Origin of the sequence: Collinsella sp. CLA-ER-H6 (genome assembly GCF_040092305.1) — a bacterium.
In the GTDB taxonomy this organism is placed as follows: Bacteria; Actinomycetota; Coriobacteriia; order Coriobacteriales; family Coriobacteriaceae; genus Collinsella.
In genome coordinates, this window is record NZ_JBBNLS010000021.1 from 1 (window position 1) to 16976 (window position 16976).

The 16976-nt window shown below is 59.2% G+C and carries 14 protein-coding genes and 1 tRNA gene; 1 reads left to right on the forward strand and 14 read right to left on the reverse strand.

What is annotated here, in order from left to right:
* Positions 1-484 precede the first annotated feature (484 nt).
* The 9 genes from rplT to recJ form a co-directional block, all read right to left on the reverse strand.
* On the reverse strand, positions 485-844 hold the full coding sequence (gene rplT / locus AAAX77_RS08820) for a 50S ribosomal protein L20 (RefSeq protein ID WP_006234421.1): 360 nt from the start codon (positions 842-844) through the stop codon (positions 485-487).
* 46 nt (positions 845-890) lie between these two features.
* Complete coding sequence (gene rpmI, locus AAAX77_RS08825) at positions 891-1082, reverse strand: 50S ribosomal protein L35 (protein ID WP_006234422.1); 192 nt, start codon at positions 1080-1082, stop codon at positions 891-893.
* 32 nt (positions 1083-1114) lie between these two features.
* A complete protein-coding gene (gene infC, locus AAAX77_RS08830) occupies positions 1115-1684 on the reverse strand; it encodes a translation initiation factor IF-3 (RefSeq protein ID WP_006234423.1) in 570 nt (189 codons plus the stop codon).
* 376 nt (positions 1685-2060) lie between these two features.
* A tRNA-Leu gene (locus tag AAAX77_RS08835) sits at positions 2061-2147 on the reverse strand.
* A 39-nt stretch (positions 2148-2186) separates the two neighbouring features.
* The gene (locus AAAX77_RS08840; RefSeq protein WP_349105883.1) at positions 2187-3620 is read right to left on the reverse strand and encodes a transglutaminase-like domain-containing protein; all 1434 of its coding nucleotides are present in this window, start codon (positions 3618-3620) and stop codon (positions 2187-2189) included.
* 255 nt (positions 3621-3875) lie between these two features.
* On the reverse strand, positions 3876-4742 hold the full coding sequence (fba, locus tag AAAX77_RS08845; protein WP_035137086.1) for a class II fructose-1,6-bisphosphate aldolase: 867 nt from the start codon (positions 4740-4742) through the stop codon (positions 3876-3878).
* A gap of 194 nt (positions 4743-4936) precedes the next feature.
* Positions 4937-5620 (reverse strand): MBL fold metallo-hydrolase, encoded by a 684-nt coding sequence (locus AAAX77_RS08850; RefSeq protein WP_349105884.1) that lies wholly within the window; start codon positions 5618-5620, stop codon positions 4937-4939.
* Between the two features lie 88 nt (positions 5621-5708).
* Positions 5709-8069: a bifunctional (p)ppGpp synthetase/guanosine-3',5'-bis(diphosphate) 3'-pyrophosphohydrolase gene (locus tag AAAX77_RS08855; RefSeq protein ID WP_117769793.1), complete on the reverse strand. Its 2361-nt coding sequence runs from the start codon at positions 8067-8069 to the stop codon at positions 5709-5711.
* 15 nt (positions 8070-8084) lie between these two features.
* Positions 8085-11372, reverse strand: coding sequence for a single-stranded-DNA-specific exonuclease RecJ (gene recJ / locus AAAX77_RS08860; RefSeq protein WP_349105886.1), 3288 nt, complete (start codon positions 11370-11372; stop codon positions 8085-8087).
* A 274-nt stretch (positions 11373-11646) separates the two neighbouring features.
* On the opposite strand from recJ, the gene AAAX77_RS08865 reads away from it, so the two are divergent.
* Positions 11647-12645 carry a bile acid:sodium symporter family protein gene (locus AAAX77_RS08865; protein ID WP_349105888.1) on the forward strand — a complete coding sequence of 333 codons (999 nt, stop codon included), beginning with the start codon at positions 11647-11649 and terminating at the stop codon, positions 12643-12645.
* Positions 12646-12672: 27 nt separating this feature from the next.
* On the opposite strand, the gene AAAX77_RS08870 is transcribed toward AAAX77_RS08865, so the two are convergent.
* The 5 genes from AAAX77_RS08870 to AAAX77_RS08890 form a co-directional block, all read right to left on the reverse strand.
* Positions 12673-13473 carry a DUF4931 domain-containing protein gene (locus AAAX77_RS08870; protein ID WP_349105889.1) on the reverse strand — a complete coding sequence of 267 codons (801 nt, stop codon included), beginning with the start codon at positions 13471-13473 and terminating at the stop codon, positions 12673-12675.
* A 3-nt stretch (positions 13474-13476) separates the two neighbouring features.
* Positions 13477-14154 carry a copper homeostasis protein CutC gene (locus AAAX77_RS08875; protein ID WP_196032236.1) on the reverse strand — a complete coding sequence of 226 codons (678 nt, stop codon included), beginning with the start codon at positions 14152-14154 and terminating at the stop codon, positions 13477-13479.
* Positions 14155-14329: 175 nt separating this feature from the next.
* On the reverse strand, positions 14330-15031 hold the full coding sequence (locus AAAX77_RS08880; protein ID WP_035137222.1) for an ABC transporter ATP-binding protein: 702 nt from the start codon (positions 15029-15031) through the stop codon (positions 14330-14332).
* Positions 15032-15043: 12 nt separating this feature from the next.
* The gene (locus AAAX77_RS08885) at positions 15044-15904 is read right to left on the reverse strand and encodes an ABC transporter ATP-binding protein (protein WP_271748688.1); all 861 of its coding nucleotides are present in this window, start codon (positions 15902-15904) and stop codon (positions 15044-15046) included.
* Positions 15894-16973, reverse strand: a complete 1080-nt coding sequence (locus AAAX77_RS08890) for a branched-chain amino acid ABC transporter permease (protein ID WP_349105891.1) — start codon at positions 16971-16973, stop codon at positions 15894-15896. Before AAAX77_RS08890 ends, AAAX77_RS08885 begins: the two co-directional genes overlap by 11 nt.
* Between the last annotated feature and the right edge of the window lie 3 nt (positions 16974-16976).

Below are 16976 nucleotides of genomic sequence, written 5' to 3' on the forward strand. Positions count from 1 at the left end.
CCGTTCGATTCATATGGTTCTAGTATAGGAAAAGGAATTTCTCGGGGCCGCCTCTCGGCGGCCTTGCGAAAAACAAATCCAAGTTAGACCATTTCAAATGGTTCGATGTCTGCCCGGATGCGACACATCTGGTGTGTCCATCCTCGCAGTATCCGGTTCTCAAGGTGCACGCCCCGCGGCTGATCCGGTTCCACCGGGCCGCGCGGCAAGGAGATATATTGCCAGACCGGAGGGCCCCCGCGGGCGGGAATTCCACTCTTCACAAGTCCTACACAATACATCGCTTCCTATATAAGTCATAGAAAGGCTGGTGCAGAAATACTGCACGTATCAGATGATGACCCTTCGGTTAAGAGATATATAAAGATCGGTCACCTGTAAGTGTCTATCTACCCGCGCTTTTGCTATATAAACCAGCGCTTCAGATAAAAAGAGGGAGCGCCGCGCACAACGCGACACTCCCCTAGCGATTCAAGAGAATCTATTAGGCCTCGAGAGCCTTCTTGGCGATGGTAGCCAGCTCGTTGAAGGACTCGATGTCCTCGTAAGCCATCTGAGCCAGGACCTTGCGGTCGAGCTCGATGCCGGCAACCTTCAGGCCGTGCATGAACTGAGAGTAAGAGATGTCGTTCAGGCGAGCAGCAGCGTTGATACGAGTGATCCAGAGAGAACGGATCTCGCGCTTCTTGTTGCGGCGATCACGATACTGATACTGCAGGGAGTGCTGGACCTGCTCTTTAGCATGCTTGTAAGTACGCGAAGCGGCACCGTAGTAACCCTTCGCACGGTGCATAACGGTACGGCGCTTCTTCTTGGCGGCAACAGCGCGCTTAATACGTGCCATGTTCTATCAACTCCTAGACGGTAAAACGAAAAACGGGAACGCGAACTTAGGCGAGACGCGACTTGATGACCTTGCGGTCGGCAGCGGCGATCTCGGTCTCCTGACGGAAGCCACGCTTACGCTTGGTGGACTTCTTGCTCAGGATGTGGCTCTTGAAAGCCTTGGCGCGCATAAGCTTGCCGGTACCAGTCTTGCGGAAACGCTTCTTGGTGCCGCTGTGGGACTTCATCTTAGGCATGAAATACTCCTTAATCGGTTACAGAACACTAGTTACTTGGTATCGCTTGCCGCTTTATCCTCATCGAAGGCGCCCTTAATCGGGGCGAGCAGCATAAGCATGTTACGGCCTTCCATCTTAGGCTTGGACTCGACCGTAGCGTAAGGCTTGAGATCCTCGGCGAGACGCTCGAGAACGTTAAGGCCCTGCTCCGGGTGAGCCATCTCACGGCCGCGGAACATGATGGTGATCTTAACGCGTGCGCCCTTCTTGAGGAAACGCAGAACGTGGCCCTTCTTGGTCTCGTAGTCGCCAACGTCGATCTTGGGTCGGAACTTCATTTCCTTGACCTCGACCTTGGACTGGTTCTTACGAGCAGCCTTGGCCTTCATGGCCTGCTGGTACTTGAACTTACCGTAGTCCATGACCTTGCAGACCGGCGGCTCCGCGTTGGGAGCGATCTCGACTAGGTCGAGACCCTGATCGTCGGCGACGCGCTGGGCATCGCGGATGGCGAACAGGCCGAGCTGAGAGCCATCGACGCCAATCAAACGGCACGAAGATGCAGTGATCTCGTCGTTGATGCGGGTGTCATCAGACTTAGCTATTTTCCCTACCTCCATTCATAAAAAAATAACCCGGCGCTTCTCAGCAACCAGGTCGTACACATAGAGTTCCTCGATTTGAGGAAGGGAATCTAAGTTGTATGACCAGTCAGCTGCTCATTGGCGCCAAAAGGTGGGAACCCTCGGGTTCCTCTTTAGGGCATTGCGGGAACAACGCCTTGCGAATAATAACACGTACAGCGCGTTATCACATTACGTACACGAAAAAGGGGGCCGCAACCCCCTTGAACGTTCACTTGCATGTATGGTGCCCGACGCGAGACTCGAAGGGCCTTCGCTTCGCGAAGCCCCGGGCTTCGGACGCGTGGCGCGCTCACGCGAGTTCGGCACGAAAAAGGGGGCCGCAACCCCCTTGAACGCTCACTTGCATGTATGGTGCCCGAGGCGAGACTCGAACTCGCACGTTGTTGCCAACGGTGGATTTTGAGTCCACTGCGTCTGCCAATTCCGCCACTCGGGCACGCAATGCGTGAGTTAGTTTATCACAGCTTTCTACCGATTAGTCCGAAAATGGAACTTCGAGCATTTCGATAAGTTCGACCGTGCGTAGCATCTCGCGCTGACGGCATCCGCGACCGTCGACCGAAGCCTCACCCATCTGGTTATCGTAAGGGTCCTCGCGCATGCCGTCGAAAGAGGGCTCAAACTCTGCCTGGAATCGATTGTTGGCCACCATACGCCACGGGTCGAGATTGCCAAAGTAGTGACGGCGGCGCCACTCCTCCCCCATCCTGCGAGCAGAAGATCCAAATGACACGTCGGCGTTGAGCCAACCGGTCTGCGGCGTATAGAACTCTGCCCAGTCGTGCGACCCCACCGAATCGGGCGCAACGTACAGGCCGCTCTGCCAACGGGCAGGCACGCCCGCGATACGGCACATGGTGATAAACGTGAGCGCCATAACGCCGCAATCGCCGCGGAGCGAATGCGCGCAGTCATCGGCAATAGATCCCAAAAGCAAGTACGGCGGCTGATAGCGATAGTCGATATACTGCGTCAGGTAATCATAGATAGCACGGGCGCGATCGAGCGGATCCTCGAGTCCGCCAACAACACTGGCCGTCAGCTGCTGCAGATACGGCGTAAATGCAATGTGCGGACGGTCCTCGGAAATATCCTCGGGCAGAGGCGCGTCCATACGCGGATGAACCGGAAGTATGCCACCGTAGACATCACAATAAGCAGCATCGATGTGATAACGATAAGTCACCGAGAATGAGCGCTCACTCGAAGAAGACCACGAGGCGGTACGCGCCGAAGCGTTCGCGGGAGCAACAGCACCCTCCGGCGTCATGTCGAGAATCTCGACCCGAGACTGCTGACGGCAGGCAGCCGCGACGGGAAGCCAAGCGCAAACGGTCTCCCCCTCCAGAGCGCCGGGGACAGACACGGACGCTTTAAGCGTAATGACGCGAGCCAATCCGTTTTGCGACTCCATCTCCTCGAGCATCTGGTTGCGCAGTGCAATTCCGTCCGTAGGATCGGGCCGCATGCCGGGAACCTCTTTGGGATATACGCGAAGCGAATCGAGGAAGTTGTCGAGAACGAACAGCTCGCCATCGATAAAGCGCCAGTCAATACGCTTACGGTCAATCAGATCGTCAAACTGCTCCTCGGTAAACTCAGGCCACTCCTCGCGAATCATCGCAATAGCTCGATCGCGCGACACCGAAAAATGAAGCGGCGTCTCAAGCATGCGATACCGCTCGGCACGAACGCAGGCAGCAAGCGAGGGATCGGGATTCTGCCCCAAAAGACGATCACAAGCCGCAACAGCCTGCGTCAAATATCCGGCATCCTTGAGTCGAAGAATCTCGGGCGGCAGTCCAATATCGAGATGACGGAAATCATCACAGCAAACATCAACAGAGCAACCAACAGGACCCTCGTCAATGACCTTCCCATCCGAAGGCAGCACCTTAACAACAGCCATACTAAAACTCCAAGTCACTAGAACGCTTGAAGTCCATTGTAGCGAGATAAAAAAGAAAGCCCCAACAAGGGAGCCATCAACACCGCCGAACGGTAGCAAAAATGAAATCAGCCCAGTAACCCTGTAGCGAGTTAACAAAGGAGGCCCCGTTTCCCCGGAGCTGATTCCGTCGCGCGACTTCTGGCGAAGCCAGGTGAGCGCGAGGGAAACAGCGTAGGGGAAACGGGGCCTCCGGCGGGAAAGTTAAACCGCTACTTACGCCTTGTTGACGGAGCCAAACTCCTCCATGAGCTCCTTGGTGCGGGCAACGATGTTGTCGCGACCAGGCTTGAGGAGCTTGCGGGGGTCAAAGCCCTTGCCCTGCTGATCCTTGCCGGCCTCGATGTACTCGCGAACACCCTTGGCGAAGACGAGCTGCAGATCGGTGTTGACGTTGATCTTGGAGATACCCAGGGAGATGGCCTTCTTGATCTGATCCTCGGGGATGCCGGTGCCACCGTGCAGGACGAGGGGCAGGTCGCCGGTCTGAGCCTTGATCTCGCCCAGACGCTCGAAGGAAAGGCCAGCCCAGTCGGCAGGGTACACGCCGTGGATGTTGCCGATACCGCAGGCAAGGAAGTCGACGCCCAGGTCAGCAATCTGCTTGCACTCAGCAGGATCAGCGAGCTCGCCGCTGGAGGTCACGCCGTCCTCGGTGCCGCCGATGCCGCCGACCTCGGCCTCGATGGACATACCCTTGGAGTGGGCAAGCTCAACGAGCTCCTTGGTGCGGTCGAGGTTAAGCTGGAAGGTCTCCTCGTGAGAGCCGTCATACATGATGGACGTGAAGCCGGCCTCGATGCACTTGAAGCAGTCCTCGTAAGAACCGTGATCGAGGTGAAGGGCGACGGGAACGGTAACGCCCGTGGCCTCGACGGCAGCCTTGACCATGTCGGCGCAGACCTTGAAACCGCCCATCCACTTAGCGGCACCAGCGGTGCACTGAAGGATCAGCGGAGACTTGGCCTCCTCGGCGGCCTGGAGAATAGCCAGGGTCCACTCGAGGTTGTTGGTGTTGAAGGCACCGAGACCATACTTGCCGGCCTCGGCCTTCTTGAGCATGTCTGCTGCGTTGACGAGCATAAAAGAAACCTCCTGTAAGGTTGCTCCGATAACGCCTGAGATTTTACCACGACATACCCGAGCATAAACGTTCGTTTGTTCACGAATACCATCCGATTGGACAAATTTTGACCGTTTGCCCCACAGAATCGACCCACTGGGGAAAATAGCTTGACGATTGAGCGGTCTTCGTGGTTCGGAAGACGGCTTCGAGCCTACATCTGCATAAACGGGTTCTGCATAAGTTCGCGCGCCATCGTGGTCGAATCGCCATGGCCCGTCAAGCAAACGGTATCGGGCGGAAGCATCTTGGCAAGTTTGGAGAGCGAGCGCATAATCGCCGCCTCGTCACCGCCGGAAAGATCGGTACGACCGTGGCTGCCCGGGAAAAGCGTGTCGCCCACAAAGGCGATGTTTCCCTGCTCGGTCGCGGCGAACAGGACGATGCCGCCCGGCGTATGCCCCGGCGTCTCGATCACCTGCAGGCAGACGTCGCCCACCTCGATTGTATCGCCCTCGGCAAGCAAGCGCGTCGGCTCACCCGGATCGGGCGTCTCGATACCCCACATGGCGCGCTGCTCCTCGATATTTGCGCGAGGTACCGTCACGTCCTTAGCGCACAACTCATATAGTGCGCTGTCGCCAACGACAGCTCGAACCCCGGCAACCCCACCAACATGGTCGGCATGACCGTGCGTGCAGACAGACCCGAGTACGCGCACCTCGGGATGCGCGGTGCGGATATGCTCCACAAGACGCTCGCCCTCCCACGCCGGATCGACGATTAAGCACTCGTCATTCGAAATCACGGCGTAGCTGTTGGTCTGAATCGGGCCGTTGACGAGCGCCTCAATCGAAGCCGTGCCTCGGGGTGTCAGGTCCAAAGTCATATCGTCCATGCGCATACCCTCCTTCTAAAATACGCTCGAGGCACCAAACGATGCCTCGAACGTAACCAATATCTATGATGCTGAGAGGCTCTCGCACTTACACACGGCGCTTGAGTTGCGCTCCGCCCTCGCCGGGCATAAGACGGCGAGCGTCGTAGACCGAATCGACACTGCTGATGGAAGCCAGCAGCGGATCCAGACCACTCGCGTCCGAGATCTCGACCATAAAGCGCAGGGTTGCAATACCCTCGCGGTTGGTCGACGTGGCGGCAGAAAGGATATTGCCGCCCGCATCGCCAATGGCAATGGTGACATCCTTGAGCAGTCCCATACGGTCCAGGCACTCGACCACGATCTCGACCTGGAAGAGGGTGTCGGCAGCGCCGTCCCACTCCACATCGATCATGCGCTCGGGGTGCTCCATGAGGCCCTTGACGTTGGGGCAGTTGGCGCGATGTACCGAAACGCCACGACCGCGCGTGATGAAGCCGACGATGTCGTCGCCCGTCACGGGGTTGCAGCAATGAGCCAGACGGACCAGCAGGCCGCTGTTGCTCTCGCCCTTGACGATAATGCCGTTACTTGCGCTCTTGCCGCGCTTTTGCGGCTTGCGGTTGGAGCCGCGAGCAGGCTGTTTCACGACCTCGGCGATAGCCTCGGCCTTGGTGAGCTGTTCCTCGGGCTTGGGGTCCAAGATTTGCTCGACCTTATTGCCCACAGCGCGCGGGGCAACCTTGCCGGCGCCGACGGCGGCAAACAGGTCCTCGAGCTGCTTGAAGTTAAACTGCTCCGCTACGGCGTTGAGCGCACGCGTCGAACGCGGCGTAGAAATGCCATAGCCACGCTTCCGCAGGTCCTTGGCCAGCATATCGCGGCCGGCAGCAGCGTCGTCATCCTTGGTCGCAGCGGCAAAATAGCGGCGGATCTTTGACTTGGCCGAAGGTGTCTTGACGATCTTGAGCCAATCACGCGACGGCTTGGAACTCTTGTTAGTCAGGATCTCGACACGGTCACCCGTCTTGATCTCGTGCGTGAGCGGAGCCACCGCACCGTTGATTTTGGCGCCGACGCAATGGTTTCCCACCTCGGTGTGAACGGCATAGGCAAAGTCGAGCGGCGTGGAGCCGGCACGAAGCGCCATGACCTCGCCTTTGGGCGTGAAGACGAAGATCTCCTGATCGAAGAGGTCGACCTTCAGCGAATGCAGGTATTCCTTGGCGTCGGTGATCTCATCAGACGCAGCCCAATCGAGCGAATGCTTGAGCCAGTTGATCTGGTCGTCCAAACGTTGAGCGTCATTGGTCTTGGAAGCAGACGATCCGCCCGACTTCTTATATAGCCAGTGGGCGGCAATGCCGTACTCGGCCTGCTCATGCATCTCGTAGGTTCGAATCTGAATCTCGAGCGGACGAGCCGTGGGGCCGATGACCGTCGTGTGGAGCGACTGGTAGTTATTGACCTTGGGCATGGCGATATAGTCTTTAAAGCGACCAGGCATAGGGTGCCACAGCGTATGCACCGCACCGAGCGTGGAGTAGCAATCGCGCACCGAATGGGTAATAACGCGCAGCGCCACCAGGTCGTAGATCTCGGAGAACTCCTTGCCCTTGCGCTTCATCTTTTGGTAGATGGACCAATAGTGCTTGGAGCGGCCGTTGATCTGAAAGTCCTCCAGACCAATGCGGTTGAGCTCATCGGTAAGCGTCTTGATGGTCTCGGCAAGGTAGCGCTCGCGGACCTCGCGCGACTCCGCCACCATGCGCGCGATGCGCTGGTAGGCATCGGGCTCCAGGTAGAAGAAGGACAGGTCCTCGAGCTCCCACTTAATAGAGCTCATGCCCAGGCGGTCGGCCAAGGGCGCGTACACGTCCATGGTCTCGCGAGCCTTAAACAGGCGACGATCCTCGCGCAGGGCCGCCAGCGTACGCATGTTGTGCAGACGGTCGGCAAGTTTAACGATGATGACGCGGATGTCCTTGGACATGGCGAGGAACATCTTGCGCAGCGTGAGGGCCTGCTTCTCGTCCATGCTGTCGACTTCGATGTTGGTGAGCTTGGTCACGCCATCGACGAGCTCGGCCACCGTATCGCCAAACAGGCCGGAAACATCGGCAAGCGAGGTCTCGGTGTCCTCGACGGTATCGTGCAGCAGCGCGGCGCACACCACATCGCAGTCCATCTTGAGATCGGCCAAAATGATGGCAACCTCGACGGGATGGTTAATGTACATCTCGCCCGAGCGGCGCTTTTGGTTGCAGTGCTTCTCGGCGGCAAAGCAGTAGGCTTGCTCCACCTTAGAAAAGTCGTCCTCATTCATATATTTGAGGCACAGGCGCTCCAGCTTGTCGTAGCTGTCCGCCATAATCTCGGGCGGCAGCTCATCGGCATGCTTATAGTGCTCCATCTCCGAAAACGGCTGGAGGGTGGAATCATGGGCGGTACGGGCTGCGGCATCCATCGAGGTCCCCTTCCCCTAGGCCCGCGGTACGATCGGGCGGTTAACTTTGGCTAGCATATCAGAAGCGCACGAATCGAGCGCCCAGCTCCGGAAAGCCGAAAACTCCATGCGCGAGCGCAAGCCCTCCAAATAGCGAATTGACCTACTCAATTGCACGCGGCCGGGGTTTTCGGCCATCGCGATGCGACGGGTGTCGTCAAACCCCGAAACGCGACAGAAACCAAGCTCTTCGAAGATTCCTAGGCCGCTTTCCACCGAGCGCTCGTCGACCGGCGTGCGAGCATCGATGGCAAGGCACATCTGCGCGATGTCGATATCGCTCGCGCTAAAGGAATCGTCCCCGGTTTTGCCGCGGTTGGAGCGCCACATGGTCTGCAGTGCGCGATAGAGCGTGACGAGCTCGTCGCGCTCGGGCGCATAGCAGTCGAGCAGGCGCTCGTTAATGCGGGCGTCGCGCGACGAATAGAGCAGATGGATCACGGCGGGCTGGCCATCGCGACCGGCGCGGCCGCTCATCTGGTTAAACTCAATGCCGCCAAACGGCATGTGATAGAGCACGACATGGCGGATATCGGGCAGGTTGACGCCCTCGCCAAAGGCAGATGTCGAGACGATGCAGCTGAGGCTGCCGTCTCGGAAAGCTTCCTCCACGCGACGGCGATCGGAACGCGCAAGCCCCGCGTTATAGAACGCGATATGGGTTGCGCAATCGGGCACACGCTTGCGCAACGTCTTGGCGAGCGCCACGGACTGGTCGCGCGAATTGACGTAGATGACGGTCTTTTCCCCCGTCGCCACAATCGACACCAAACGGTTCTCGCGACTTGCAAGATCACGGTCGTCCTCGAGCTGCAGGTTCTCGCGCACCGTCTCGTCGACCACCGTGCGAGTGATCGGCAGCATGCGGGCAAGCTCGGCCACGACCGGAGCCGTCGCGGTGGCCGTCGCAGCCATAACGACCGGGTCGCCCAGGGCTTTGAGGATATCGGGCATGTCGAGATAGGCGCTGCGGTCGCCGCCCTTGGCAAGACCGGCATGATGCGCCTCATCGATAACGACAAAGCCGATGCGGCCCGAACGCGCGAAGCGGTCACGGTGGATAGATAGGAACTCGGGCGTCGTGAGCACGATACCGGTGCGGCCCGAAGCTAGGCCGGCGAACACGTCATCGCGTGCGGCCTCCACGGTCTCGCCGGTCAGCACGCCAACGCCAATGCCAAGCGATGCCATCGTCGACGAGAGGTGATAGGCCTGGTCGGCAACAAGCGCACGCAGCGGATAGACAAAGATGCTCGCACGTCCGCGAAGCACCGCCTCACGCGCGGCATGCACATGGAAGATGAGCGACTTGCCGCGGCCCGTTCCCATAACCGCCAAGACACTCTGGTGATCGGCCAAGGCGTCGAGCGCCTCAACCTGCGCGCGGTGCGGCTGGTTCGATCCGATAAAGCTATGGATAAGCGAGCGCGTGAGCTCGGTATAGGAAAGCTGGGCGAGCGTCTCGCGCTTGCGCGACTCCAAGCGCAGGCCGGAATCCGCCGGCTGCACGCCACGACGAAGCTCGCATGCCGGATCGTCGACGCTGGGCAGCGTGGTATCGCGGACCAGAACATCCTTGATCATGAGCTTGGGCTTCACACGACCCTGCCAATGCTCGGCAACGGCCTCGAACACCAAGTCGACAGCGCTATCGCAGTTGATGAGCTTATCGATTTGCGGTACACGAAACATGATGGCCGGCACACTCGCGGCGCCATCCGTCGCCACGAAGCGCATGTGCTCGCCGGTCTTACCCACCACGGCGCGATCACACATCGTCACGCCCTCGGCAGCCAGCAGCGGCACCTTATTACCCTGGCCAAACGGCTCAAGGCGGGAAATCTGCTCGATGGTCTCGATATTTAGCTCGGAGAGGTCAACGGTGGCGGCAACCTCGTCAGTGTCCTCAAAGTCCTCGGCGGGAAGCTCCGATAGCACGGCCGAAAGGCGACGGCGGAACTCGTCGAGCTTGGATGCCTCGATAGTCACACCCACCGCACCGGCATGTCCGCCGCGACGAATCATCAGGTCGGAACAGCGCTCGACGGCGTCAAACAGGTTAACTTTGCCCACCGAGCGACCAGAGCCGCGCGCGATACCGTCCTCGATCGAGAACAGCAGCGCCGGCACGTGGTAGCGGTTGGTCAGACGGCTTGCCACGATGCCCTTGACGCCCTCGTGCCAGCCTTCGCCGCCCACGACGATCGCGCGTCCGCCGTCATAGGTCTCCTCGACCTTTGCCATGGCATCGCGCGTGAGCTCCGCCTCGATCTCACGGCGTTGGCGGTTGATTTCCTCGAGCTCAGCCGCCAGTGCGCTTGCTTCGATGGGATCGCGGGCAAGCAGCAGGTCGAGCGCCAGCTTGGGATCGGCCATGCGACCGGCAGCGTTTAAGCGGGGAATGAGCGAGAATGACAGGCCATCCGCCGTAATGCTCGAAAGGTCCGCCTTGGCGAGCGCGGCAAGCGCGATATAGCCGGGGCGAGCGGTTACGCGCATCTGCTGGATGCCCTCGGCAACCAGCGCGCGGTTCTCGGGCGTGAGCGGCATCATGTCGGACACGGTGCCCAGCGCCGCGACCTCGATTAGCGAACGCCAATACGACGGCTTGCCCAGGCGCTCACCCAGGACTTGCACCAGCTTGAGCGCCACACCAGCACCGGCAAGCTCACGCGAGGGGCCCTCGTCCTCGAGCTTGGGGTCAGTCAGGGGCACACCCTGCGGCACCTGGTCGGAGGGCTCGTGATGGTCCGTGACCACCAAATCGATCCCCAGGCTCTCCAGATAGGAAACCTCTTCCTTGGCGGCAATGCCGTTATCGACGGTTACGATCAGCTGGGGGCGAGCGAGCTCGTTAACGCGGTCGAGCGCCGCGCGCGAAAGACCGTAGCCCTCATCAAAGCGATGCGGAATAAACGGCGTGACATCGGCGCCAAACGTGCGCAGCGCCTCGGTCAACAGGCAGGTCGACGTAATACCGTCAACGTCAAAATCGCCAAAGACTGCAATGTGCTCGTGGTTGCGAATAGCGCGCTCGACGCGGTCGGCAACGACCGACATGCCCGGGATAATGAGTGGGTCGGCCCAGTCGCGATCGAGCGAAGGCGTCAAAAACAATTGGCCCTCTTTGATGGAGCCAATGCCGTGCGCGACCATAATGCGCGCCACCAGCCCAGGAATGCCCAGACCAGCCGAAAGTTCCTTTTCGAGCTCGGGATTTTGCTGAGCGACCGCCCAGCGATGCGTCGTCTTAAGCGATGGCATAGGCACCCACCCCCGATAGGGGCAGGTCGCCGCGATACCTCTCACGGTTCATAGCGATGAGTCCTCTGTGTATGCCCGCTTCGGCAGGCAGATCTGTTGAACGGATTTATTATACCGTGCAGCGCGGACGCAAAACGCCGCGGTGCGCCGCGGTTTCGGCAAACGATGGCGGTAATGGCCTCGAAACAATCGAGCGTTTCAGCCGCACGGACACATACGAGCGTCTAGCATATCCATACAAACAAGTTCGCGGATAAAGGGAGTCGCGGGGCATATGAAGCAATGGGCTGGACTGGGGAAGTTCCTCGCGGGGCACATGCAGATCATCGTTCCGATTTGTGTGGCGCTCGGCGTGCTCTTTCCTCAACAGATCGGCGTTCTCAAGCCCATTGTTCCCGCCCTCTTCGCCTTTATGACGTTTCAGGGTGCGCTCAGCAACACCTTTCACCAGGTAGCCGAGGTGTTCCACCGTCCGCTGCACCTGATTCTGGCGTTGTTGGTCTCGGCGGCGCTTATTCCCATCGCGGCCTATGCCATGGGATCGTTGTTCTTTGGTTCCAACCCCAACCTTGTCTGCGGCATCGTGCTCGAATACAGTGTGCCCGTGGCAGTCACCGCTTTTATGTGGATCAGCATGTTCGGCGGCAACGGCCCGCTCGCACTCACCATCATCCTGACGTCCTCGGTCATCTCACCTGTGACGATTCCGCTTACGCTCAAGCTCCTGCTGGGCGCCACCGTCTCGATCGACGTGCCAAGTATGATGCAGAACATGGCCTTTATGATCGCTATCCCCGCCGTGCTCGGCATCGTGATCAACGAGCTCACGCGCGGATGGGGGCACGAAAAACTCTCCCCCGCGCTCTCACCCGCCTGCAAGTTCATGATGATGGGCGTTATCGCCTCCAACTCCACCGCCATGAGCGAGTACATGCTGCACATGAACGCGGTGCGCTTGGAAGTAGCCCTCTTTATTTTGGTCTTCGCCATCAGCGGCTTTGTCGTCGGCATTCTGGTCGCTCGCGCGCTGCATCTGCCATATAGCGAAACGACCACCATGTGCTTTACCTGCGGCATGCGCAATATCTCTTCGGGCGCCGTCATCGCCACGCAATACTTTCCGGGCGAAGTTGTGTTTCCCGTCATGTGTGGAACGTTGTTTCAGCAGGTGCTCGCCTCGCTTATCGGGCACTTCTTTGAGCGTCTGACCGGCGAGGAGCGCGCCGCCCAGCGCAAGCGCGTCGAGGCCGGCCGCGATGCAATGGCGCGCTAAACCGTCCGCAGTGTGCGGGCGCTCACTTTACGATGTGAGCGCCTCCAGATGTGCGCGGAGTCGCTCCGCATCGACATCGAGCGTGGTCTCAGCATTGACCTGAGCCAGCCGATACCCGACAAAGTAGGGCGAAACCACCCAACGCGGCAGCGCCTTGGCAATGGTCCGACCGTCCATGTGGTAGAAGAACAAGTTGTACGACTCTGCGCGACCACCATGGTGCTCGTTCAGGATATAGCGCAGAGCTACCTGAATCGCATCGGCGAAGAGGTCCGTCTCGGCTTGGTCTCTCGTGTCATCGCTAGCGGCGATTCTCTGCGGGGCTGAAACGTTGACCTCAAAGAACCCCATGATCGGTTCGGTTGAGATGTCGACCGAGATTCTCCCCTGTTGCCAGACACTGATGCCTTCAAAGTTGGCTGAGGTCAGCGCCGCATAGCCGTCCTCCTGTTCCAGGCCCACAATCTGCATGTGTGGATGGACGAGGCTGCCGCCCGAAAGTGGGCCTTTGTTCTTGTACATGAGCACACTGCGGTACTGTTGGGAATCGATCATCTGCTGCCAACAGCCCAGGGCAAACCGCATCACATGATGCAGCTCATCCGGTTCATAGGTCACCAGGTCGGCGTCGTGATTGGCAGACTCGATCAATACGGTCTGACGTGTGGCCCGCAAGGTCTTGAACTTATTCTCGAGCCAGATACAGTCACCATCGCGCTGGATGATGTTGGCAAGTCCCTCCGTGTCGCAAAAGGGGCACGCGGTGCCAGGGCGACGATTATCGTCGGGCTTACCGCTCGCCTGCTGAACGTCAAATACCAGCGCCACGGGTTATACCTCCAGCGGCACGATCTTGGTGCCATGGAGCTCGGAGACGCCTAGCGCCGCCGCGACCGCGTCGCGATTTGCCGTAGTGATGCCGCCGCCGGGAAGGATGGTCAAACGATCGCCCGCATACTCGATTAAACGAGCCAGGTAATCGAAATTATCCTCGATCGACGTACCGGCAGCGCCGCCATGCGTGAGGATGCGCGTAACGCCGCAGTCGGCAAGTGTATCAATCGCATCGAGCTGAGCCTCGGGCGAGAGCTGGTCAAATGACATGTGGAAGGTGATGTCGATGGGATCACGCTTACATTCCTCGGTCGCGCAGCCCGCAGCCATCACGAGGGCGCCAAGCGTAAGTTCGTCGAGCGCCCATCCGCCAGCGCAGGGTTTGCAGCAGCCAAAGACCAAGCCGTCAACGCCCGCACTCACGGCAAGGCCCAAGTCCATCTCCATCATGCGCAGCTCATCCTGGTTGTAGTGAAAGTCGCCGCCACGCGGACGGATCATGCACATCACCCGTGCATCGTGTTCGTGGGCATAGTTGGTCGTAGCGCTGATAACGCCGGCCGAGGGCGTGGTACCACCGACGGCAAGGTTATCGCACAGCTCGATGCGCCTTGCACCGGCCTCGATAGCCGCCGGCACCCGCTCAAAGTTCTCGGCACAAAACTCGTACAGCATAGATAGACCCCCAAAGACAGCAGATGTTTTCCGACGGGCATTGTCACACATCCCCATGAAGTTGCGGTGGAATAGGGACTGTTTTGGCGTCTAGCGCCCCCATTTAGTCCCTATTTCACCGCAACTTAAAAGGGGGCGCTGACCGGGTTGGTCAGCGCCCCCTTTGTTGAATGGATTAACCGCCCAGATAGGCCTTGCGGACGTTATCGTCGTGCAGCAGCTCTTGACCGGTGCCGGTCATGGTGATCTTGCCAGTCTCGAGCACGTAACCGCGCGTGGCGATAGAAAGCGCCATCTGCGCGTTTTGCTCGACCAGAAGCACCGTGGTACCGGCCTTGTGCAGGTCCTCGACAATCTGGAAGATCTGTTCGATCAGAATCGGTGCCAGACCCATGGAAGGTTCGTCGAGCATAAGCAGTTTGGGGTTACTCATAAGGGCGCGCCCCATAACGAGCATCTGCTGCTCGCCGCCCGAAAGGGTGCCGGCGACCTGGCGACGACGTTCCTTCAGGCGCGGGAACTGCTCGTAGACGCGCTCCAGGCCCGGAGCCACCGTGGACTTGGGCTGCGTATAGGCACCCATCTCCAGGTTCTCCTCGACCGTCATCTGCAAAAAGGCGCGACGACCCTCGGGAACCTGAGCCAGGCCCTTACCAACCAGCTTATCAGCGGGCGTATGAGTAATGTCCTCGCCCATAAACTTGATGGAACCGGTCTTGGAACGCAGCAGGCCCGAGACGGTCTTGAGCGTTGTGGACTTGCCGGCACCGTTGGCGCCAATCAAGGCCACGATCTCGCCCTCGTTAACGTTAAAGGAGATGTCCTTGATGGCGTGGATGGCGCCGTACCAGACGTTGATGTTGTAGACGGAAAGCATCGGCTCTGCCATTTAGTTCTCCCCCTTATCCTGCTTGCCCAGATATGCCTCGATAACAGCGTCGTTGTTCTGGATTTCCTCTGCCGTGCCCTTGGCGATGACCTTACCAAAGTTGAGCACGCAGATGCCCTCGCAGATGTTCATAACGAGCGACATATCATGCTCGATAAGCATGATGGCAATGCCAAAGGTGTCGCGAATCTTGACGATGTTCTCCATGAGCTCCGCGGTCTCGGACGGGTTCATGCCGGCAGCAGGCTCGTCGAGCAGCAGTAGCTTGGGGTTGGTGGCAAGCGCGCGGACGATCTCCAGACGACGCTGAGCGCCGTAAGGCAGCGATCCGGCCTGCTCGTTTGCCAGATGCTCCATATCAAAGATGGACAGCAGCTCCATGGCGCGCTCGTGAGCAGCCTTCTCGTGCTTCCAATACGTCGGCAGGCGCAGCACGCCCTCAAAGCCGGAGTAACGCTCCTGGTTATGCAGACCGACCTTGACGTTATCCTCCACCGTCATGGTGTTGAATAGGCGAATGTTCTGGAAGGTACGGGCAATACCCATGCGGTTGACCTGGTAGACCGACTTGCCCGAGGTGTCCTCGCCGTCGAGCAGGATGGTGCCATGCGTGGGCTGGTACACCTTGGTGAGCAGGTTGAAGACCGTGGTCTTGCCGGCGCCGTTGGGACCGATCAGACCGGCGATCTCGGTCTTGCCGATAGTCAGGCTAAAGTCGTCGACTGCCTTAAGGCCACCGAACTCAATGCCCAGGTGGATGCACTCGAGTGCAGGGCGTTGGCCCAAGTCGCGGTCGGGAACGATGGCGCCAGAAGGATACGGGACCATCTTGCCCTTCTTGAACTCAAATTTACTGGGCATCGGCTGCCACCTCCTTCTTGGGAGCAAAGCGGTCCTTGACGCGACCGAAGAACGCCTTGAGCTGCGGGTTGTTGGTAAAGATCATGACCAGGATCAGCACGATAGCGTAGATGAGCATGCGGTAGTCCGAGAACTGACGGAGCAGCTCGGGAAGTACCGTGAGCAACGCCGCCGCGATAACGGAGCCGCGCATATTGCCCAGGCCGCCCAGGACCACGAACACCAGGATAAGGATGGACGTATTGAAGTCGAACTTAGTGGCGGAAAGCTGCGAGAAGTTACCGCCGAAGAGAGCTCCGGCAGCACCGGCGAGGGCAGCGGAAACCACGAACGCGATCATGCGGTACTGGGTGACGGAGATGCCCACGGACTCGGCTGCAATCTTGTTGTCGCGCACGGCCATAATGGCACGGCCGGTACGGCTGCGAACCAGGTTGAGCACGATCACGAGTGCGACCATGACCAGGATGGCACCGGCGAGGAAGGTCGAGTAGGTCGACACGCCTGATGCGCCCTGCGCGCCCTTGATGATGGCGGTGCCGTCCTCGAGCAGATGCAGGTCGTCGATCGTGGAGTTGCCCGTGATGTTAAAGATCACATGCAGGCCGCGGGAGTCGACGCCCACGATAAGGCAGGTGACGATCTCTTTGATGATCTCGCCAAAGGCCAGCGTCACGATAGCCAGGTAGTCGCCGCTCAGGCGCAGGACCGGGATACCAATCAAGAAGCCCAAGATGGCAGCGGCGATAGCGCCGACCACAATGCTGATGATCAGACGCATCGGATCGGACGGAACGGCGCTCTCCAGCGCGACGGCGGTGACGATGCCCGTGTAGGCACCGACGCTCATAAAGCCCGCGTGGCCCAGCGACAAGTCGCCCGCGATGCCGACGACGAGGTTGAGGGAAATGGCCATGACGATATAGGCCGTGATGGGAACCAGCTGACCGGCGATCATGCGCGGGATCATGTGGTTGGACTGCATAAAGAACACGATGGCGAAGGCCACGATGCACATGGCGTACGTGACAAAGTCGTGACGCGTCTGCTTGTCTTTAAGAAACTTCATAAC